20 protein-coding genes are annotated in these 19439 nt (G+C 64.7%); 9 read left to right on the top strand and 11 right to left on the bottom strand.

What is annotated here, in order from left to right; translation table 11 throughout:
* Positions 1-76: 76 nt before the first annotated feature.
* On the bottom strand, positions 77-442 hold the full coding sequence (locus AUR65_RS08590) for a zinc finger domain-containing protein (RefSeq protein WP_058566445.1): 366 nt from the start codon (positions 440-442) through the stop codon (positions 77-79).
* Positions 443-570: 128 nt separating this feature from the next.
* On the opposite strand from AUR65_RS08590, the gene AUR65_RS08585 reads away from it, so the two are divergent.
* Both AUR65_RS08585 and AUR65_RS08580 read left to right on the top strand, forming a co-directional pair.
* Positions 571-1758 (top strand): tubulin/FtsZ family protein, encoded by a 1188-nt coding sequence (locus AUR65_RS08585; protein ID WP_058566444.1) that lies wholly within the window; start codon positions 571-573, stop codon positions 1756-1758.
* Positions 1759-1884: 126 nt separating this feature from the next.
* Entirely contained in the window at positions 1885-2280 is a 396-nt protein-coding gene (locus tag AUR65_RS08580) for a response regulator (RefSeq protein ID WP_058566443.1), read from the top strand.
* A gap of 42 nt (positions 2281-2322) precedes the next feature.
* On the opposite strand, the gene AUR65_RS08575 is transcribed toward AUR65_RS08580, so the two are convergent.
* The gene (locus AUR65_RS08575; RefSeq protein ID WP_058566442.1) at positions 2323-2601 is read right to left on the bottom strand and encodes a hypothetical protein; all 279 of its coding nucleotides are present in this window, start codon (positions 2599-2601) and stop codon (positions 2323-2325) included.
* A gap of 375 nt (positions 2602-2976) precedes the next feature.
* Between AUR65_RS08575 and AUR65_RS08570 the strand changes: the two genes are divergently transcribed.
* On the top strand, positions 2977-4773 hold the full coding sequence (locus AUR65_RS08570) for a DUF4097 family beta strand repeat-containing protein (RefSeq protein ID WP_058566441.1): 1797 nt from the start codon (positions 2977-2979) through the stop codon (positions 4771-4773).
* A 44-nt stretch (positions 4774-4817) separates the two neighbouring features.
* Here the strand turns inward: AUR65_RS08570 and AUR65_RS08565 are convergent, their stop codons facing one another.
* Positions 4818-5978 carry a signal peptidase I gene (locus AUR65_RS08565; RefSeq protein ID WP_058566440.1) on the bottom strand — a complete coding sequence of 387 codons (1161 nt, stop codon included), beginning with the start codon at positions 5976-5978 and terminating at the stop codon, positions 4818-4820.
* Between the two features lie 451 nt (positions 5979-6429).
* Between AUR65_RS08565 and AUR65_RS08560 the strand changes: the two genes are divergently transcribed.
* The 4 genes from AUR65_RS08560 (at position 6430) to AUR65_RS08545 (ending at position 9104) form a co-directional block, all read left to right on the top strand.
* Positions 6430-7044 (top strand): hypothetical protein, encoded by a 615-nt coding sequence (locus AUR65_RS08560; RefSeq protein WP_084816394.1) that lies wholly within the window; start codon positions 6430-6432, stop codon positions 7042-7044.
* Between the two features lie 84 nt (positions 7045-7128).
* A complete protein-coding gene (locus AUR65_RS08555; RefSeq protein ID WP_233194336.1) occupies positions 7129-7761 on the top strand; it encodes a hypothetical protein in 633 nt (210 codons plus the stop codon).
* 30 nt (positions 7762-7791) lie between these two features.
* The gene (locus AUR65_RS08550) at positions 7792-8412 is read left to right on the top strand and encodes a hypothetical protein (RefSeq protein ID WP_058566438.1); all 621 of its coding nucleotides are present in this window, start codon (positions 7792-7794) and stop codon (positions 8410-8412) included.
* 98 nt (positions 8413-8510) lie between these two features.
* Positions 8511-9104 carry a DUF7344 domain-containing protein gene (locus tag AUR65_RS08545; protein ID WP_058566437.1) on the top strand — a complete coding sequence of 198 codons (594 nt, stop codon included), beginning with the start codon at positions 8511-8513 and terminating at the stop codon, positions 9102-9104.
* A 49-nt stretch (positions 9105-9153) separates the two neighbouring features.
* Here the strand turns inward: AUR65_RS08545 and AUR65_RS08540 are convergent, their stop codons facing one another.
* Entirely contained in the window at positions 9154-10176 is a 1023-nt protein-coding gene (locus AUR65_RS08540; RefSeq protein ID WP_058566436.1) for a DUF5305 domain-containing protein, read from the bottom strand.
* Between the two features lie 86 nt (positions 10177-10262).
* On the opposite strand from AUR65_RS08540, the gene AUR65_RS08535 reads away from it, so the two are divergent.
* Complete coding sequence (locus AUR65_RS08535) at positions 10263-11447, top strand: AAA family ATPase (protein ID WP_233194335.1); 1185 nt, start codon at positions 10263-10265, stop codon at positions 11445-11447.
* 15 nt (positions 11448-11462) lie between these two features.
* Here the strand turns inward: AUR65_RS08535 and AUR65_RS08530 are convergent, their stop codons facing one another.
* The 6 genes from AUR65_RS08530 to AUR65_RS08505 all read right to left on the bottom strand — a co-directional run bounded on the left by AUR65_RS08530 (position 11463) and on the right by AUR65_RS08505 (position 16699).
* The gene (locus tag AUR65_RS08530) at positions 11463-12365 is read right to left on the bottom strand and encodes a DUF7504 family protein (RefSeq protein WP_058566435.1); all 903 of its coding nucleotides are present in this window, start codon (positions 12363-12365) and stop codon (positions 11463-11465) included.
* Positions 12366-12988: 623 nt separating this feature from the next.
* Positions 12989-13378: a hypothetical protein gene (locus AUR65_RS08525; protein ID WP_058566434.1), complete on the bottom strand. Its 390-nt coding sequence runs from the start codon at positions 13376-13378 to the stop codon at positions 12989-12991.
* 192 nt (positions 13379-13570) lie between these two features.
* The gene (locus AUR65_RS08520) at positions 13571-13879 is read right to left on the bottom strand and encodes a hypothetical protein (protein ID WP_058566433.1); all 309 of its coding nucleotides are present in this window, start codon (positions 13877-13879) and stop codon (positions 13571-13573) included.
* A gap of 101 nt (positions 13880-13980) precedes the next feature.
* Complete coding sequence (locus tag AUR65_RS08515) at positions 13981-14247, bottom strand: hypothetical protein (RefSeq protein ID WP_058566432.1); 267 nt, start codon at positions 14245-14247, stop codon at positions 13981-13983.
* 220 nt (positions 14248-14467) lie between these two features.
* Positions 14468-16225 (bottom strand): archaeosine synthase, encoded by a 1758-nt coding sequence (arcS, locus tag AUR65_RS08510; RefSeq protein ID WP_058566431.1) that lies wholly within the window; start codon positions 16223-16225, stop codon positions 14468-14470.
* 120 nt (positions 16226-16345) lie between these two features.
* Positions 16346-16699, bottom strand: a complete 354-nt coding sequence (locus AUR65_RS08505; RefSeq protein ID WP_058566430.1) for a hypothetical protein — start codon at positions 16697-16699, stop codon at positions 16346-16348.
* Positions 16700-16831: 132 nt separating this feature from the next.
* Between AUR65_RS08505 and AUR65_RS08500 the strand changes: the two genes are divergently transcribed.
* On the top strand, positions 16832-17293 hold the full coding sequence (locus AUR65_RS08500; RefSeq protein ID WP_058566429.1) for a pyridoxamine 5'-phosphate oxidase family protein: 462 nt from the start codon (positions 16832-16834) through the stop codon (positions 17291-17293).
* A 135-nt stretch (positions 17294-17428) separates the two neighbouring features.
* Here the strand turns inward: AUR65_RS08500 and AUR65_RS08495 are convergent, their stop codons facing one another.
* Positions 17429-19408 carry a DUF7282 domain-containing protein gene (locus AUR65_RS08495; protein ID WP_199180593.1) on the bottom strand — a complete coding sequence of 660 codons (1980 nt, stop codon included), beginning with the start codon at positions 19406-19408 and terminating at the stop codon, positions 17429-17431.
* Positions 19409-19439 lie beyond the last annotated feature (31 nt).

Raw genomic sequence — 19439 nt, 5'->3', positions numbered from 1 at the left:
CCGAACTGACGCACCCGACCGGACAGTACCTTACGACCGAGGTCGACGCGCCGCCGAGAGCGCGCGAGCGAACGCGTCACTCGCCGCCCGCGTGGTCGCCGTCCTCCCCGTTTCTCAGTTGCGAGTCGGTGGGCTCGCGGTCGGTGGCTTCGTCGTCCGCCTCGTCGTCACCGACATCAGCCACGTCTTCAGTCGTGTCGCCGTCGGTTGATTCGCCGCTGTCGGCTCCGCCAGTACTGCCCGCGGCCTCCTCCCGCTCGCGCGCCTCGCGGACCGCCCGCTCGTGGAAGCGGGCGATCGCGTCGTCCCACGACTCTCGGCTCGGCGCGTCGCGCTCGTGGACCGTCTCGACGCCGACGAAGCCGCAGCGCTCGCAGTAGCGCGCCGCGCGACCGTCGAACGAAAGCGTCGAGAGTGGCTGTGAACACCGCGGACAGGTCATGCAGTTTGCCGATGATTCTCACCCGGTTCGTATAGAACTACCCCGTCGGCGACGACGCGCGCCGGAGACGCGAGTCTGACAGTCCGCTAACAGAAGATTCACCACCGATGGCGTGCCACAGAGAGACGATGAAGGTCCTTTGCTTCGGAGTGGGACAAGCGGGTGGGAACGTCCTCGACGCCCTCCTTCGGTACGAACAGCGCACGAACGCCGATTACGTCGTCGACGCGGTCGCGTACAACACCGCGTCGACGGACCTCCGCGGTCTCGATCTCGTCCCCGAGGAGAACCGCATCCTCTTCGGCGCGGACGAGGTGAGCGGTCACGGCGTCGGCGCGGACAACGAACTCGCCGCCGAACTCGCCGAGCGCGACAGCCAACAGCTCCTGCGCGGCACCGACGGGTCGCCGACCTCCACGGCCGACGCGTTTCTCATCTTCGCCGGACTCGGCGGCGGCACGGGGAGCGGCGCGGCCCCCGTGCTCGCAAAGCACCTCCAGCGCATCTACGAACAGCCCATCTACGGCGTCGGCATCCTCCCCGCCGCAGACGAGGGCGCGCTCTACTCGCGCAACGCCGCGCGGTCGCTCAAGACGTTCGTCGACGTGACGGACCACGTGTTCGCGTTCGACAACGGGGCGTGGGCGCACACCGGCGAGGACGTCGCGGCGGCCCACGACTCGATGAACGAGGAACTCGTTCGCCGCCTCGGCATCCTCTTCGCCTCGGGCGAGGTGAGCGAGTCGGGGACGGTCGGCGAGAGCGTCGTCGACTCCTCGGAGATAATCAACACCCTCCGCGGCGGCGGCATCTCGACTATCGGCTACGCGGCGAGCGAACTCCCCGAGAGCGACGACGACGGCGGGTTCAGCATCAAGGGGCTCTTGGGCGGCGGGTCGTCGTCGGTGGACGAACTCGACTCTATCAACCGCATCACGACGCAGACGCGGAAGGCGGTGCTCGGGCGGCTCACCCTCCCGTGCGACGTGGACTCCGCCTCCCGCGGGCTGGTCGTCGTCAGCGGCCCGCCCGAGTGGCTCAACCGGAAGGCCATCGAGCGAAGTCGGACGTGGGTCGAAGAACAGACCGCGAGCATGGAGGTCCGCGGCGGCGACTACCCGCTTCCGGAGTCGGACCACGTCGGCGTGCTCGTCCTCCTCGGCGACGTGTCGCGGAGCGACCGCGTGGCCGAAGTTCGGTCGACCGCCGTCGAGGCCGAACGGGACCGCCGCGACCGCGAGGCTAACGATGCGGGCGCTGACAGCGAGGACGACTCGGAGGCCGTCGTCGACGACCGCCTCGACACGCTGTTCTGACCCGGCCGCGCGGGCGGCCCTACCGCCGTCCCGACATTCTGCCGCCGCACACGACCGCTGACGCCTTCTGACGTCGATTCGGGTCGGAGAAAGTGTCAAATACTCCCTCGGCGAACAGTCGGACGCGTGTCCGAGACTAGCATAGCGGCGACACCGCGCATCCTCGCCTACGGCCCGCAACCCGCGGAGCCGGCGGCAGCAACGCGCGACGTGGACGTGGCGTTCGTGGAATCGAGTCGGGAGTTGTTCGAGCGGTTAGCCGAGGGACCGGTCCATCTGGTCATCTGCCTTCACGCCCCGCCGGCGTTCGACGGCGTCGAGGTTGTCAAGGGAATCCGTCGGTTCGACGCGTCGGTTCCGGTGGTGCTGGCGTCGCGGGTCCAAAACACGATGCTCAACCTCCAAGCCATACAGTCGCAGGTCACGTGGAGCGTGAGCCTCGCCGGTGAGAGACCCGTCGAAGCGGCGCTGTCCGACCTCGTCGACGACGCGAGCGAGTGGCTCGAACGGCAGGCGGGATAGCGACCTCGCGTCCGGCGAAGCCCGTCCGAAGCCGAATCGTGGTCAGTCGTCGGTCGTCGAGAAATCGAACGGCGCCTCCGACCCCTCCGCGCGTCCCTCCACTTCGTTTTCTTCCGCATCCTCGTCGTCGGCCGGAATCGACATCCTCCCGAGTTCGTTCTGTACGGCCCACAACCGCTCGAAGAGCCGGTCGAACTCGTCGTCCGCGTCGTCCGGGAAGTCGCGAGCGCACTCCCACAGGAGTTCTTCGGCGCGGTCGACGTGGGCCGTTGCCCGGTCGAGGGCGTCGCCAGTCTGTCGTGCCGATGAGTGTTCCACCATGCCGGGAGGTAGGTCATCAAGTGGCATAGTCGTTTCAGTTTGTGTAACAACGTTATATCTATTACACCACCGTCGAGACTGTTCTCCGAACTGACAATCAGAATGATTTATATATTCGAAGTGGTTGTGTTCAGTTGGATGCAGCACCGTACAGAGTAACCCCTCGGACGCATCCACTTGACCGAACTCATCCCCCCTTCCCCCCTTCCCCTTAGGTTCGGTCACCCCTTTACGGGGCGAAACTAACGCTCCCCAGTCGAGACTGTCCTCACGCGCCGAGCGACGGGAGAACGGCCCCGAAATCGACCCCCTGACAGTCCGGTGTGTACAAGGCGCTCCGCGCCCAAGGAACCGGTAGTCTCTGGAGACCGTCACATGAATCAGAACCTGTGGTACGCCGGGATACTCATCGCGGTACTCGGCGTCACGCTCGCCGCGGTTCCGACGGGCAGTTTTAGCTCGGTCTCCGGACAGCGGCCGGTCGATGTCTCCGTCGCCGCCGACGACCGGGCCCTCGTCGCGCTCGAACCGACCGGCGAGGTCGTGACGAGCCCCGGCCGCGGCAACGCCGTGGCGGTCGGCGCAATCGTGAACAACCTCGACGCCGACGTGACGGTCGATTACAGCGCCCGCTTGGACACGAACGCCCTCTCACTCGCACAGTCCGGGGGGTCGCCGACGCTCGGACGGGGCGGCGAACACCAGCTCACGGCCTACTGCCAGCGGCCGAACGCCGGAAGCGGCGTGGCCACGCTCGTCGTCGAAGTCGACTCGGCGCAGGCGGACGGCGTCTCCATCTCCGGGGCGACGCTCGAAGCGCGGGTCGATTACGACTGCACAGCCGGGAACGGCGGCAACCCCGGGAACGGCGGTGGCAATCCCGGCAACGGCGGCGGCAACGATGGTGGTGATGGCGGTGACGGCGGCGATGGCGGTGGCGACGGCGACCCCTCGGTCCCGTCGAACGGAGTCGCGTACGTCGACACCGACGAGGACATCGCCTACGACGACGGCGAGCGCGTCCTGAGCGAGCAGGAAGTCGTGACGTTCGACGACGACGACGCGGTGCTCGTCGTCGGGACCGACAACAGAACCATCGACAACAGTTGGCGCGCTATCGATATCTCGGCCAAGCGCGTCGTCGTCAGGCACACGACGTTCACGAGCGGTGATTCGGTCGATATCGACGCGGAGACGAGCGTCGAGTTCACCGACGTCACCGTCGTCTCCGACTGGGGCGAGGTCACGGTCTCGGGCGAGTCGATAACGCTCCGTCGGTCGACCATAGACGCGAAGAACGGGAAGATCGAACTCGCGGCCGACGACGGGACGCTCGACGTGCGCGAGAGCACGGTTCGCGGGAAAAACGACAAGGTCGAACTGACCGGGGAGACGGTTCAGGCCGGGAGCGCGACCATCCGAAACACGAACGACGAAATCGACCTCGCGGCCGACGACGGCCCCGTGAACGTCACGGGAGCGACGCTGGACAACCGGAACGGCAAGGTCACGGTCTCGGGCGAGTCGATTCGGGCCCGCGGCGCGAGCGTCAGCGCGCGAAACGGGAAAATCGACCTCGCGGCCGACGACGGCGCCGTGGACATCCGCGACGCGAGCCTCCAGAACCGGAACCGCGACATCGAGGTGAGCGGGGAGACGGTGTCGGCGCGGAACGCCTCGATTACGGTCGTCAACGGACAGATTTCGCTCGACGCCGACGACGGCCACCTCGACGTCGAGAACGCGACGGTCCACGGCGAAAAACGGATTCGACTCACCGGCGAGCGCGTCGGTGCCGCGGGCGCGTCCATCGAGACGAAGAACGCTCAAATCGACCTCCAGTCAGGGGTCGGCGACGTGACGCTCGACGGTGCGACAGTCAAGACGAAGAACGCACAGCTCGTCGTCGAGTCCGCGGACGAACTCCGCGCGAACGACAGCGTCTTCGAGACGACGAACGCGGACGTGTCGCTTTCGGCCGCCGGCGACGTGTTCCTCCGCGACGCGAGCCTGCGAACCACGAACGCCGAACTCACCGTCGAACTCGGCGACGCGTCGGCGACGCTCTCGGTCGACGGCCTCGAAGTCGAAGACCGGGACGACACCCTCGACTACGACCCCGGCGGCGCGGAAGTCGCGGGGACGCCGAGCGCCGGAGCGGTTCGCGGGTAGTCGAAGTCAGGCGCACGGACGCCGGAGAACGCCCGCGTCCTGGGTCACAGATACCGTCGTCTGAACTGCTCGACGAGCGAGACGTTCCGACCCGTCGAGCGCAGCCGAATCGGACCGAGGCCGAGCGCGACGACGCTCACGAGGAGCGTCACGAACGCCAACACGGCGTCGATAGCCGCGATTGCGAGGAGCGGATGAATCTCGTGCAACCCGAGGATGACCGTCTGCGGGAGCGCGGGGACGTACAGTTGCTCGCGTATCTCGCGGTCGTACGCGCCAGTCTGGTCCGGCGCTTGGATAGTGAGCGTCGTGTTCCGCGACCCCTTTCCGGGGACCATAAACACCGACTGCCCGAACGAGACGCCCGGGTCGCGCGATTCGAGAACGGTGATGACCGGGACGTACCCGTTGTTCGTCAGGCGGTAATCGACGGTCGCCGTCTCGCCGACGCCGACGACGAGCGCGTTCTCGTTCGGCGATTCGGAACTCACGATGGTCAGTTCGGTCGGCCCCGACCCGAGGACCATGCTCAGCGTCGCGGGCGTCACGACGATGACGACGAGTAGGAAGAGGACGACGCCGCTCGTGTAGTAGTCCGGGCGACGGCGGCTGTGTGAACTCTGTTTTCGGCCGCCGCCGGAGCCGTCGAACACGAGGCTCAACGCGATGAGAATCCCGCCGATGGCGACGAGGAACATCGGCGACGGCTCTCCGTCGGCGGCGCTCTCGAAGCCCGGGAGGCTCCCGAGAAGGTCGAACGCGCCGGTTGCGAGGCCGTTTACCGCCCCCACGACGGCACCGAGTTGCGGGATGACGACGACGTTCCCGTTCACCTGGAGCGCCTCGGCGACGATTTGGGACCGCTTGACCGGCGGCTCGACGCTCTCTTGGTCGGTGAAGGGGTTGGCGTCGCCGCGCGTGATGTACCCCTCTTCGGTCCACCTGACCACCCGGTGGGTCGTCAGCCCGCCGCCGTGGAGTTCGCGCGCGTTGAACACGACCACGTCGCCGGGTTCGGGGTCTTCGAGAAGGACCGACGGCACCGCGATGAAGCCGTCACCGGGCTCCATCGTCGGCGACATGCTCCCCGTCTCGACGTAGCCGAGGAGCACCGGCTGGCCGAGCGCCTGCCCGAACAGGAGCGCGACGACGGCGATGACGACGAATCCGAGCACCGCGTATTCGAGGACGTCGCTGAGTTTCACGGCGTGTGTGAAACACTACGCGTGAATCCGTAATTACCTATCGCCGTCTCTCCACCCGTTCGGGGACCCGGAGAACGGGCGCGCGGGAGTTGGCGAAGTCCGTCACGCATCACGACGTGAGAGACCATCGCTTTCGATGTGCTAGTATGTCGTGTCCAATGGTGCCATGGTTCGAGAATCGTGTTACCAAGAGACGTGAAAGAGAACACCACGAGCGTCAAGTTCGAACGAAAATCGACAGACTGCGAGCTGATTTCGCGGTCTTAAATCCTCGCTTGAACGCCGAATATGCGCCCCGAAAGGTGGGCTTGAACGGGTGTCGCCGGGGAGAAAGCCGGGCTTGTCGAACGGAACGGCGACCGAGGATTCGTTCAAGCACCGGAATACAAAGTGGGTAGGCTCTGTTGGGAGAGATAACGACGCAGTCACCTGTGTCAGGGAGAACACAACCATGGCAATCAACAGACGTAACATCTTGATCGGACTCGGAGCACTCGTCGGCGGCGGCGGCGCACTCGTCGGAACGGGCGCGTTTACGACCGTGAGTGCGGCGCGTGAAGTGAGTGTGAGTACTGCTGGTGACGGAAGCGCGTTCCTGTCCATTACTGGTGACGGCGAATACGTGACCAATGATAGTAGTGATGGGACGCTGACAATCGACCTAGGCACGACCGGTTCAGACGCCACAGATAGCGCTGGTAGCGGCTTCAATCAAGAGGCAGTCACGACACTCAGCAACGTACTCACTATCGGAAATAACTCCGCGGAAAACCAAGATATCACAGTCGGAGTCTCTACGGTAGCACCTGATTCCTCGCCGTCAGCGAACAAGAACACGACGATGCTCATTCAAGATACCAGCCAGGATAGTCAGAACGTCGCTCTCGTCACGTTCACCGTGGGCAGTCAATCAGTCGGTTCTGGATCCACCACGGGAGTCGATGTGACTGTTAACACGATGTCGTCAGATATGGAGGACTTCACTAACAGTAGCGCTACATTCGACACCAATAGCAGCGACAATACTCCGCGTCTGACTATCGTCGCTAACGAATCTAGCAACTAATCTATGAAACGACGCAACGTCATCACCGCGATTGGAACGCTCGCAGTCGGAACCGGGACGGTCCTCGGGACGGGCGCGACCGAAGTGCTCTCGTCGAACAGCGACGGAAGCTTCCGCGTTGTCTCGCCGGGGGCGAATATCTCGATTGACGTTCCGTCCAGCCCAGGGCAGAACGTTTCCGTGTTCGAAGACGGGAATACCGACGGTGGTATCGACTTCGAAACCCTCGAACCGGACGACCTTCCCAAAGTCCACGTCATCGAGCGGTCAAGCACACTCGACGGCGACATGGTAGAGATTCAGGTCGCCGTGGAAGCGGACCAAGACAAGAATCTCGGGAACATTCTGGACATCACGAACAACAACACTAGCGACGACTACTACGTCGGCTTCGAGTTCACCGAACTTGGTACAGCTGTCACCGACGGCAGCATCACGAAACAAGAGGCGTACACCGCCTTCCAGTTCAAGCACGGCGACTCAACCACCGTTTCAACTGGCACGTCGTCCGATTCCACCGAGCCGGCGAACTACGTCACAGTACCCGCGGACGCCGGGACCGAATCTGTCGAACTCGCCGTAGATACGACGGCGAAGAATATCAAAGACGCCCTCTCACCTGGCGACTTCAGGGACAACAGTGAGAGTACCAGCAAGAGCATCACGCTCATTGACGAAGTGACCGCGGTCGCGACACAGACCGACCCGAGCGCGTAGCGCTTCGGGAGAACACGATACAGCAGCCCCATGCCCACACGCCGCCAGACCCTCTTCGTTCTCAGCAATTTCTTCATCGTCGGCGGCGTCCTCGGCGTGAGCGCCACGACGACGACCCAGTCCACGTCGGGTGCGAGTTTTCGCATCGTCGCACCCGACTATCTCTCTCTCACGGCGGCGAACGACCCGCCGATTCACGTCGAGACGGACGCCTCGGGGTACGTGACGCGACTCACGCCCGGCGGCGACAAAAACGGCGTCAACAAGCGCGCCATCACGCGTTTCGAGGATATCGTCCGCCTCACCAACGTCAGCGAGACCGACCTCGACGGCGTCTACTTCGAGTTCGACGTGACGAGCGACTCGCTTTCGGACTCGACGCTCGAAGACGTCGAGGCGGCACTCCAAGTCACCGCCGGCGACGAGGCGCTCGCCCCGGGATCGGACGGAGACGACCTCCTCGACGTGAGTCCGGCGGTATCGGGGTCGGAAGGAGTCCTCGGGCCGGGCGAGTCGGTCCCGTTCGGTCTCCAACTCAATCTCATCCCATGGACTGGGCCGAGCACGCTGGAGGACCTCCCGGACCCCGAGACGTACAGCGCCACGCTACGGATTCACGTCGAGCGGGAGTCGTCGGACTCCGGCGACTAATCGGGCATGAGCCGTTGGTGCGTCGCGCGAGGCGGTATCTGTGTGGCCGCTGACAGCAGAGGAACTATGTGTAGCGGCGCAGTATCGACGGTCGATAGATGAGTCCCAGCGGTGCCGGTGGGTTGCTCGGCCGCGCGTCAGCCTCGGAGGCCGACGACGGCGGCAAGGACGACGACGCGCTGACGCGCGACGAGATTTTCGACCTGATGAGCAACCACCGCCGGCGATACACCCTCCACTACTGCAAGCGGGCCGACGGCGCGGTCCAACTCTCCGACCTCGCAGAGCAGGTCGCGGCGTGGGAACAGGACAAGGAGATTCCGGACCTGACCTCCGCCGAGCGAAAGACCGTCTACACGTCACTCCAGCAGACGCATCTGCCGCGGCTCGAACAGGCCGGCGTCCTCCGCTACGACCGGGGCGAAGTCGAACTCACGGAGCGCATGGAGCGCCTCGACATCTACATGGATATCGTCCCCGAGAACTCGGTTCCGTGGGGCGTGTACTACCTCGGCCTCTCGGCGCTGTCGGGACTCATCATGGTGGCGCTGTGGGTCGACGTGTTGCCGACGGGGACGATTCCGCTTCTCGCCTACCCGACCGTCATCGTCGCGGCGTTCGGCCTCTCGGCGGCGTACCACACCGTGACGAACCGCCGCTATCAGTTCGAGAACCTCGAACGACCGCCGTAGGGCGCGCTGTTTTTGCCCGGTCCGGCTCAGAGGTTGAGCCCGGTCCGGCTCAGAGGTTGAGCCACGCGTGCGTGTTGGTCTCGTCGAGCGAGTAGTAGTATATCTCGCTGCTGTCGATGACGGCGTACGTCTCGATTTCGGGGTCGAAGATGACGCGCCGGTTCGTGTCGATGGCCACGTCGACGAGGTCTTCGAGGGTGAGAATCGAGATGTACGGCTTGTTGGCGTCGGTCGGGAACTCCCCGCGGGAAATCCACTCCTCGTGGCGGCTGTGCGAGATTCTCGTGCGGAGTTCCTCGGGGTCGCTGCGGTACTCGGTGCGGATGACGAGGCCGGCGAGTCCGAACAGCACCAGCGCGGCCGCGGCGAGGCCGCCGTACTCGACGGGGCGCGGCGGTCGCGTCACGCTCCGCGCGACGGTGGTCGAGTGACGCCGGTCGTCGGCCAGCGACCGTTCGAGGTAGTAGGCCCGCCCGGAGAACACGAGCGGCGTGCTCGCTTCGAGCGTGCCGCTGTACGACCCCGTCTGGTACGTCACCGTGAGGTTGAGGCTCGTCCTGAACTGCCCGACGCCGCCGGTCTCGGTCCGCTTTTGCTGGAGGTCGCGGTCGAGCGTGGAGACGTTGAGCGAGGGCGCGCTGACGGCGGTTCCGTCGGCGACGACCGTCTGTTCGTCGAGGAGGACGGTCTCGTTCTCGTAGAACGGCGTGCCGTCTCGGACGCCGACGGTGCGAAGGACCAATCGCTGTGTGACGTTGACCGATTGATTCGCTGGAACGTCGGTGTGGACGCGGAACGACACGTCGGGCGAAATCGTCATGAAGTAGACGGAGCGGTTCTCCAGCGTCGACCCGCGCTCGTAGAGCGTCGTGTTCTGGGTGACGACCGCCCGCGTGTCGACGCCGGTCTCGACCGACTGCACGTTCGTCTCCTCGGTCACGGTCTGCGTCGTCGGCGTGAGAAAGACGTAGCCGGCGGCGACCAGACACGCGACGCCCGCGATGGCGAGCACGGCGACCAGCACCCGAGCCTGCTGCGTGACGAACAGCTCGAGGCGGTCGTCAAATGCCATTATCTGACGGCGGACGCGACACTCGCGGGACGTACATACGGTGGGATAGTCCGAGGCGCAAGAAAACTTTTGTCCTAGCGACCGATATGTTTTCCGAGGCGGTACAGTACATGGTCTCCGACCCCGTCGACAACGACCGAGCAGACGACATTCTGTCGTCGTTCGAAGCCTGGCTCGACCAGCGGGTGCGCGAAACCGGGAAGTCGCGTGAACAGGTGTTCGAGGAGTTGCTCGCGTCGCACTGGCAACTCAACGAGATTGCGGAACTCGTCGGGCGGGACCGCCGCACCTCCAACGAGATACCCAGCGAGGCGGAGGGTGAAACCCCACCGCCGAGAGACGATACGGAAGCGAACAAGCCCGTGAGTGACGACGAACTGACCGAAGTCCTCGAACTCATCGAGGGACTCCAAACGAAGGTCGAGACGGAAGCACAGCGGCGGGCGCGCCTCGAACAGTCGGTACAGGCGCTCACGACGCGGCTGGACGAACTCGAAGCCGCGCTCGACGAGGTCGAAGACCTGCCGGACGAACTCGACGCGGTCGAATCGACGCTCCGCGAGCGACATCGGACGCTCGACGCGCGGTTCGACGACGAGTTCGAGAACCTCCAGACGATTCTCGAACACCTGGTCGAGACCGACGACCGCGTCGAGACGAAACTCAAGGAAATCGAGACGCAGTACGGGGCCGAGATACGCGAGATACGGGCCGAACGCGAGCAGTTACGCCGAGTGAAGCAGGCCGCCAAGGAGGCCGATACCCACGAGGGCGACTGCGAACACTGCGGGGAGACGATAGACCTCACGCTCCTCACCAGCCCGGAGTGCCCGAACTGTCAGCGCCCGCTACACGGGGTCGAAAAAGAGACCAAGTGGCTCGTACTCACCGACTACACCGTGACGGTGGCGAGTAGCGACGGGGGCACGCGGCGTGGGGGCGAGGCGACCGGGCGACCCGAGAGAGCGAGCGGCCGCGACGCGGCAAGCGACCGCGACACCGCGCGGGACTCCGCAGACACCGACGGCCAACCGCCCGAGTCGAAGCGCGGCGCGCCCGGAACGTCCGACCGCTCGATGAGTCAGAGCCGAGCGGCGGTCAACGAGATAATCGACTCGTTCGACTCGGTATCTGCCGGCGACGACGGGGCGACCGACGCCGGCGGCGAAACGCCGGACGCGACGGGAGCTATCGACCCTGAAACGGCGATAGACACCGGTGAGAGTTCGTTCGAGTGGAACGAACAGAACGAACACGACGACACGCGGTGAGACGCCTCGGCCGCCTCACGCGAGCGACAGCGAGCCGTCGGCGTCGAACTGTATCGTGGTGTCGAAAAGCGACTTGAAGGTGCGGAGCGTCTGGTCGTCGTGTCGCGCCGGGTCGACGTGGTAGTGTGCGCGAGCGCCCGCCGAGTCGATGCGGTTCGTGAGGATGTGGAGGAACCGAAAGACGCGCTGGTCGTTGTCCACCGCGGCGATGAGGTTCGAAAGCGAGTGGACACAGAGCGTCGATTGGACCGGCGACTCGCCCCACTCGTTCAGCGATTTCGTGATGAGGAGGCCGATGCGGCGCAGGTCGGTCGCCTTCGTGACGTTCTTGATGGTTATCGGGAGGTCGGCGGCGTCTACCGAGCCGGACGCGTCGTACGATTGGACGCTGATGAGCGTCTGGTTTTCGACGCTCCCGACGCGGTAGTTGTTGAGGATGTTGAGCTGTTCTTCCGGCGTCGTCTCGACGGAGACGAGAAGTTGGTTTGCGGACCCCGAGTCGCCGGTCATGAGCTTCGTACAGAGGCTGTACTCCGTCGCGGTCTCCGCCGGGCCGACGATGAGGATGTTGGACTGCTCGGCAACGAGGTCGAACACCGCCGCCGCCTTCTCGTCGAAATGCGCTTCGTCGAACGGCGCGTCCGGACGGTCGCCGACGAGGTCCCACTCGGAGGCCTCGTCGTCCGGCGGCGATGCCGACGAGCCCTGTTTTCGCCGAATCGACGCCGCGAGGTCGGAGAGCGTCGACGACGGTCGGTCGGTCGTCGGGTCGTCGTCTCCCGCGGCCGAGGCGGTGCCTCCCGATTCATCGGCTGTCTGCGTCCCGTTTTCGACGCGGTCCGCGAGGTCGGATAACGACGGCGAGTCCTGTATCTCGGTGTCGGAGTCTCCCGACTCCGCATCGTCACGGTCTGCCATATGGGCCGAGGGGTATGAACATGGGTACGAGGGAGTTTGTGAACCGGTAGCGGCTGAGCGGGACCAAGAGAAATACCGTACCTTGCTCCCAACGATGTACTGTTTTGAACTCGCAGGCGGTTCACTTAATGCATGGGGCTTTGCTCGTGAGAGGCGGTAGTCGCCCAGAGAACGCGTCTTGCGAGAGAGACAACCAGGACGTGATAGATTCTGTACTGAAACTGAGAGTAGACATTGAGAAATCGGTTCTTCCTCTCGGGTTGTGTTAGGATACGAGCCAATAATATTGTTGGAAATGAGCAATTTTGATAGTGCTGAGGGAGATCCTGAGTGCCATCATTTCGACGAAGTCCAGAAGACCTATTGAATCTAATATCTCCAACATTTGGGCCTAATAATACAATTATCCAGAAATATATTTGTTTATACAATTATTTTCTCTATATAATTTACTTGCAATCATAGAAATGGTTACTCAACCAATAGGAACACAGACAGATTTCGTTCCAATTTCTACATGTTTTGTAGAGATAGTATTGTATATAGTAATCAGTTCTATCAAGGAGAGAAACGCATCACAGTCCAGAAGTCAGACAATCAGGTCAGAAAAGCTAGTGTGTTAGCTACTTGCCGAATCGGATGCCATCTTCGACCAGTCGGAGGTTCCGTTCTCGGTCGATATGCGGTTTCAGCCAGTCGTACTCCTCGATTTGGAGGATGAGGTCCGCTTGGAGGTTGCGCCACGCGATGGCGTAGATGGGCGACTGCCCCCACGCGCGGAGTTCGGGGATGAACTCGTCGTAGCGCTCGTAGTGGCCTTCGAGCCGTTCGAGGGCGTCGACGACGTAGCCGGCGGCCTCCGATTCCGTATCGGCGTCCTCGATGGCGCGGTTCAGTCGCGTTTCGAGGCCTTCGACGGCGCGTTGCATGTCCTGTCCCGCCGTGTCGTCGGCCTCCGGGAGCGCGTCGATGATGGGCTTCGGAACGCCGAGCGAGAGTGGTTCGATAGCCATGCCTCGAACTGGGTGACAAAACAGCAAAAAGGCGGCGACGACCGTACCGCGGCGCGCTCGGTGGGCGGGCGTCCGGCATCGACGGCCACGAGCGTGCGACCCGAGACGGCGTCGCCACTCCTCGTGAGGAACAGCACGCCGGGGTGCCTCCGAAGGCCGTCCCGACCTTCGGTTGCGGCGCGTCGCCCTCTGTTACGTGTCCGTCTCGTCGGTCCGTGCCCTGAGTTCGGACTCGACGAGGGCGTCGAAGTCGACGCCGTCTGTGCGGTACTGGTCGCGGTTGTCGATGACGACTAGTCCCTTTTCGGTGATTTCGTACAGCCCGGAGTTCGGCGCGGGCCCGACTCGCGCCAACAGACCGTAATCTGCCAGAATCGGCAGTCGCGTGTTGATGTACGAACGGTTCTTATCGAGGATATACGAGAGATTCACGGCGGTGTTTCGCCTCCTATCAGAGAGTGCCTCGAGGATGTCGAAGTCAGTTGGGACGGCCAACTTCATACACGGTTGTTCGTAGCCGCTGTTAAATAAACAACTTATGTGAGAGGGCGTACGCTCGGGTTCGCGCGGTGAGGGACAACAACGCGGCGGTTTCGGGTCGGCTATCGGTATTCGAGCGCGTCGCGTGCGAGGCGTAAGTCCTCGATAATCCGCGTGTGCCGGTCGATCGCGTCGTCGATGTGTCGCGCCGTCGCCTCCGTGTCGGGGCCGGCGTCACCGTGGTACTGCGCCTGCATGAGGTGTGATTCTAAAGCACGCGAGGTCGAATCGCTCGCCGACAACAGCGCCTGCGTGATCGTCCAGTCTACCGTGCCGTCGGGAACTTCGTCGAACTCCAGTCGTTCCCCCTCGTGTCGTTCTGCCATCATGGACCACGTTGGTCCGGGATACTACTTAAAGTTATAGCGACGTGATAATTCCGACGAGACCCGTCGTATAGAAAACCGGGTATACGCCCCATTTAGCGGCGTTCAAAAGCTGATTAATCCCTCGATGAAAAAGTATCAGATTGAGAGATGGTTAGGGGATTTCGAGAGGTGTCAGGCGATTTTGGGTCGGACCGGTGACGGTTCTCGGACCGGGTTCGAGTTACCGTTCTTCGACGTGGCGAATCTCGACCCCGATGCCGCGCGTGGACTCGATGAGTTCGCGGCCACCCATCTCCGCGCGACCGATGGCGAACGCCTTCGGTCCCTCGACGACGACCTCGTCGCCCGGACGGATGTCCGCGTCGGCGTCCACGACGCCCGGCGCGAGGACCGACCCGTGCGGGACGAACCCGTCGATTTCGACCGTCTTCGTCGGCGCGTCGCTGTCGCGCCACACCTTCGCGCCTTCGAGGGTGAAAGAGAGCACGCCGTACTGCGGGACCATCGTCGCTAACTGCACGCCCGCGTCGTTCCACACCTGCAGTTTGGGGTACCGGCTCGTCATCTCCAACTCCACGTCCGAAAAGAGCGCGTCGCCCGCGTCCGGGCCCAGTTGGTAGTCCGCGAGCGCCTTCACGACGTTGTGCTCGCGCTCCTCGCGGGTGAACTTGGGTTCGCCGTCGAGCGTCCGCATGAGGTTCCCGATGGACTCAGTCGTCGTCGGGTGTTCGGAGACGGTGAACTCCACGTCGAGGTCCAAGTCGTCGGCGACGCGCTCGACGATTTCCGTGTACGCGCCCGGCGGGAGGTGCGCGATGATTCGCGGGTAGTCGTTGCGCTCCAGATAGCGCCGAAGCACCTCGGCGACGAACGACTTCTCGTCTTCCGACCAGTCGCCCGTGACGACCGAGTCGTAGTGCTGGGCGGGGTAGGTGAGTTCGAGTTCCTGCGGGACGACGCCGATGGGCGAGGTCATCGACACCATGTGCGCGCGGTACTGGACGGCCTCCTGGAACTGCCGGTGGCTCTGGGACTCGCTGTAGGGCTTTTTCGCCGAGCACGGCAGGAGCACGAGCGGGTTGTCGAAGCGGTTCCGATAGCGTTTCGTCACGCGGTCGGCGAACCGCTGAATCTCCACGCGGTCGATGGACTCCTCGGAGGCCGCGGTGAGTTCCGAGTCGCGGATGACGGGGACCCGTTCCTCCATGAAGGAGTACTGCTGGTCGAACCGTCGGAACAGGGCGGTCAGCCACTGGTCGTGGCGGGCCTGCCCCTCCACGTAGTCGCGGAGCCGACCGTCGCGCACGCGGCGGCGGACCCGCGCGAGTTCGGCGCGCAGGGCGTTGGCGTTGTGGTCGGCGGCGTCGGCGCGGGTGAACTCCGAGGCTGGTTTGCGGCAGGCCTCGCAGGCGCAGGGGAGTTCGTCGAGGTCTTCGAGGAAGTACTCGCCGTCGCTCGTGAGGTAGAACCCTTCGAGGCCGCGGGCGCGGGCGAGCGTCTCGTCGACGAGGTCGACGCCCGCGTAGACGAGAAGCGAGACGTTGCGCGGCGTGGCGACGCCCGAGAGCATGAGCGCCGTGTCGGCGGGCAGGTTCTCCTTCGCCTCGATGACGTTGTCGCGGAAGGCGCGCGCGTGGCCGACGAAGCCCTGCGCGTCGGAGAGAACGTAGGCGTCAGCGCCGTAATCGTCGGCCGTGTCGGCGGTGACGACGGCCGCCGAGGGGAAATCCATGTCGGGGTAGTCCACGGCGAACGACTCGCGCACCTCGTCGGCGCTCCCGGCGGGAAGCGAGCGATGGGGGAGCACGGTCAGCACGTCGTCGGAGCCGTCGGGGAGTTCGCGCTCGGTCGCCCAGAGACTGCCGGCGTCCGCGAGCACGTCGTCCACGACCGCCGGCGTCGTCACCGAATCCGAGAGCCGCAACTCCCCGATTCGAGCGGCGCCGTCGCGGGCGTGAACCTCGAAGTAATCGGTCATACCCGCTTTCGGCCCCCGATAGGCAATTAACTTGTCTTCTGCGGGCGCGCCGAGGTGGACGGGACGCCGGGCGTCTTCGCACGCGGCGAGTCACGCGAAAAACAGCGGAGAGGGAGGGAGTTACTCGCTCGACCGACCGTCTTCGACTTCGATGCGCTGGGGGTCTTCCGTTCGCGTGTCGGCGTCGTCACCGCCGCCCAAGAGGGACGACTGCAGGTTCTTCGCGAACGACTCGACCTGGTTTCGGAGCGTCTTGACCTCCGTCTCGAACTCCTCGACGGAGCGCTCGACGTAGTGGACTCGCTGAATCGGAATCCGGCGGACGACGTCGTTGCCGCCGGCGTCCTCGTCGCGTTTCACGATCCAGTGGTCCTGAAAGTAGGCGATGTTCTCGTTTTCGACGCGTTTCTCGACGGTTCCCTCGTCGGGGTCGTCGTAGACGATTACCGCCGTACCGAGGTCTGTGTCCGTCATCACAGGGAGTTGTGTCCAGACACTTCTATGTCTGGTGGCACGGCGAACTCACCGGCGGTCGAGGTCACCGCTTCCGCCGCTCTACTTCCACCGAGCCTACCGAATTTAGCCCGTCCCGCCCGAACGACCACCATGGACGCCTCCGACCCCACCGGCCCGTGGTCGCGCGACCGCGTCGACGACTTCCTCGCCGACGCGACCGTCCCGGTTCGGCTCTCGTGTCGCACCCCGGCGGACGACCTCTGGATGCTCTCGCTGTGGTACGAGTGGGACTCCGAGGCGACCGAACTCCGGTGTGCCACTTCGGCCGACGCCGACGTGGTGCGGTTCCTCCGCGCCCACGACGACGTGGCGTTCGAAATCTCGACCAACGACCCGCCGTACCGGGGCGTCCGCGGCCGGGGCACCGCGACCGTCGAACCCGACGCGGAGAAGGACGTTCTGCGGCGACTCATCACCCGGTATCTCGGCGACACCGACTCGGAACTGGCGAAGCGATTGCTCTCGCCCGAGCGCGACGAGGTGATGATTCGGATTCGGCCCGAGCGGCTGCATACGTGGGACTACGCGGCGCGGATGCGTTCGTCGGAATAGTCGGCGCTCACGCTCGGCGGCGTAAAATAACCCCAAAGCGGGGCGCGTGCCGCGCGGGGGTGGCTTTTGGCCCGCGCGGCGTACGAAAAAGGGTGCCTCTGTGTGGTGGTGGGCCGGTGCGTCGTCAGCGGGGGGTTACCGACGCCGGGCGGCGACGAGCGCCGCCGCGACGAGCGCGACGAGGGCCACGACGAGCCCGAAGCCGGGCGCTTCGGTGGACGACTCGCTCGTCGTCTCCATCGACTCGTCGGTCATCTCGGTCGTGGGTTCGTCGGTCATCGTCTCGGTCGGCGTCTCGGTCATCGTGCCTTCGACCGTGTAGTCGGCCGTCGTGACGACCGCGCCGCCCGCGGCGACGTAGGGCCCGTCGTTTTCGCCCTCACCGGTCACGAAGTCGTAGGCCTCGTTGCCGTTGGTGTCCATGTGCGCCATCGGGACGATGGTGCCGGACTCTTCGAGCGGCGCGTCGAGGGTGATTTCGACGTTCTCGTGGGTGCCGGGTTCGAGGTACGCGGAGGTGCCGCGGACGCTCTCGAAGACCTGGCCCTCGGTGACCGTCGCGTCGTGGACCGTCACGAAGCCGCCGTCGTGGAGCGTGACGGACTCGACGGTGACGGTCGTGCCGTCGCCGGACTGGTCCATCGCGGTCACGACCGCGTTGACCGAGGTGTGGGCGCTGGCGACGACCGCGCCGCCGTCAGCCGTGAAGGGACCGTCGGCCTCGCCCTCGCTGGTCACGAAGTCGTATTCCTCGTTGTCGTTCGTGTCCATGTGCGCCATGGGGGTGAGCACCTGCGAGGAGCGAATCGGCTCGTCGAGGGTGACTTCGACGTCCTCGTGGACGCCGGCGGGCAGGTACATCGAGGTGCCGACCACGCTATCGAACACCGCGCCGCCCGACAGCGACGGGTCGTGAATCGTCACGAAGCCGCCCTGCGAGAGTTCGACCCGGTCGACCACGACGGTCGCGCCGTCCGAGGACTTCATCGTGTAGTCGACGCTGGCGGAGACGGTCGCGTTGCCGCTGTCGACGACGGCGCTGCCGTCAGCCGTGTACGGACCGTCCGCCTCGCCTTCCGACTCGGGGAAGGTGTACGTCTCGTCGCCGTCAGAGTCGACGTGCGCCATCGGGACGACGGTGGTCGTCTCGTTCAGCGGCGAGTCGAGCGTGACTCGCACGTCGTGGTGCAGGCCGGGTTCGAGGTACATCGAGGTGCCGCGGATGCTCTCGAACACCGCGCCTTCGGTGACGGTGCCGTCGTGAACCGTCACGAAGCCGCCTTCGGGCAGGTACGCCGAGTCGACGACGACGGAGTAGCCGCCGGTGGCCTTCGCGGTGTAGTTCACGCTCGCGGTGTCGGAGGGCATGGCCATCGCGGTGTCGACGACGGCGCTGCCGTCAGCCGTGTACGGGCCGTCGGTCTCGCCTTCCGACTCGGGGAAGGTGTACATCTCGTCACCGTCGGTGTCCATGTGCGCCATCGGGACGAGCGTCGTGTTCTCGGTCACGGGCGCGTCCAGTTCGACGCGGACGTTCTCGTGGACGCCGGCGGGCAGGTACGCCGAGGTGCCGCGGATGCTCTCGAACACCGCGCCCTCGGTGACGGTGCCGTCGTGAATCGTCACGAAGCCGCCCTGCGAGAGTTCGACGCGGTCGACCACGACCGAGTCGCCGGTCGTGGGCTGGTCGGACATCGAGACGGTCGCGCTCGCGTTGACCATCGCGGTGTCGACGACGGCGCCGCCGTCAGCCGTGTACGGGCCGTCCGCCTCGCCGTTGGCCGCGACGAACGAGTAGACGCGGTCGCCGTCGGAGTCCATGTGGGGCATGGCGACGAACGTGCCGGACTCGCCGACCGGTTCGTCGAGGTGGACGGTCACGTTCTCGTGCGTGCCGGCGTCGAGGTACATCGACGAGCCGACGACGCTCCCGAGGACGTTGCCGTCCGTGACGGAGGCGTCGTGAATCGTCACGAAGCCGCCCTCGGGGAGCGTGACGGAGTCGACGGTCACGGTCGTCCCGCCCGTCGCTTGGTTTTCGAAGGAGACGGACGCGGTCTCCTGTTGTGCCGCTGCGGCCGCCGGGATGCCCCCGACGACCACGACGAGTGTCATCAACACTGCGAGTGTGCGTCGCATGTCTCAG

The sequence above is a fragment of the Haloferax marisrubri genome (assembly GCF_001469875.2).
Classification (GTDB): Archaea; Halobacteriota; Halobacteria; order Halobacteriales; family Haloferacaceae; genus Haloferax; species Haloferax marisrubri.
Note: the sequence above shows the minus strand (reverse complement) of the source record. Positions and strands in the feature narration are given on the sequence as shown.

Bases quoted from the DNA above. Each gene is read 5' to 3' on its own strand.
- AUR65_RS08590 (WP_058566445.1), bottom strand. From the start codon at position 442: ATGACCTGTCCGCGGTGTTCACAGCCACTCTCGACGCTTTCGTTCGAC.
- AUR65_RS08505 (WP_058566430.1), bottom strand. From the start codon at position 16,699: ATGACGGACACAGACCTCGGTACGGCGGTAATCGTCTACGACGACCCC.
- AUR65_RS08570 (WP_058566441.1), top strand. From the start codon at position 2,977: ATGAATCAGAACCTGTGGTACGCCGGGATACTCATCGCGGTACTCGGC.
- AUR65_RS08525 (WP_058566434.1), bottom strand. From the start codon at position 13,378: ATGGCTATCGAACCACTCTCGCTCGGCGTTCCGAAGCCCATCATCGAC.
- arcS (WP_058566431.1), bottom strand. From the start codon at position 16,225: ATGACCGATTACTTCGAGGTTCACGCCCGCGACGGCGCCGCTCGAATC.
- AUR65_RS08550 (WP_058566438.1), top strand. From the start codon at position 7,792: ATGCCCACACGCCGCCAGACCCTCTTCGTTCTCAGCAATTTCTTCATC.
- AUR65_RS08500 (WP_058566429.1), top strand. From the start codon at position 16,832: ATGGACGCCTCCGACCCCACCGGCCCGTGGTCGCGCGACCGCGTCGAC.
- AUR65_RS08530 (WP_058566435.1), bottom strand. From the start codon at position 12,365: ATGGCAGACCGTGACGATGCGGAGTCGGGAGACTCCGACACCGAGATA.
- AUR65_RS08495 (WP_199180593.1), bottom strand. From the start codon at position 19,408: ATGACACTCGTCGTGGTCGTCGGGGGCATCCCGGCGGCCGCAGCGGCA.
- AUR65_RS08535 (WP_233194335.1), top strand. From the start codon at position 10,263: ATGTTTTCCGAGGCGGTACAGTACATGGTCTCCGACCCCGTCGACAAC.
- AUR65_RS08575 (WP_058566442.1), bottom strand. From the start codon at position 2,601: ATGGTGGAACACTCATCGGCACGACAGACTGGCGACGCCCTCGACCGG.
- AUR65_RS08520 (WP_058566433.1), bottom strand. From the start codon at position 13,879: ATGAAGTTGGCCGTCCCAACTGACTTCGACATCCTCGAGGCACTCTCT.
- AUR65_RS08515 (WP_058566432.1), bottom strand. From the start codon at position 14,247: ATGATGGCAGAACGACACGAGGGGGAACGACTGGAGTTCGACGAAGTT.
- AUR65_RS08585 (WP_058566444.1), top strand. From the start codon at position 571: ATGAAGGTCCTTTGCTTCGGAGTGGGACAAGCGGGTGGGAACGTCCTC.
- AUR65_RS08540 (WP_058566436.1), bottom strand. From the start codon at position 10,176: ATGGCATTTGACGACCGCCTCGAGCTGTTCGTCACGCAGCAGGCTCGG.
- AUR65_RS08545 (WP_058566437.1), top strand. From the start codon at position 8,511: ATGAGTCCCAGCGGTGCCGGTGGGTTGCTCGGCCGCGCGTCAGCCTCG.
- AUR65_RS08560 (WP_084816394.1), top strand. From the start codon at position 6,430: ATGGCAATCAACAGACGTAACATCTTGATCGGACTCGGAGCACTCGTC.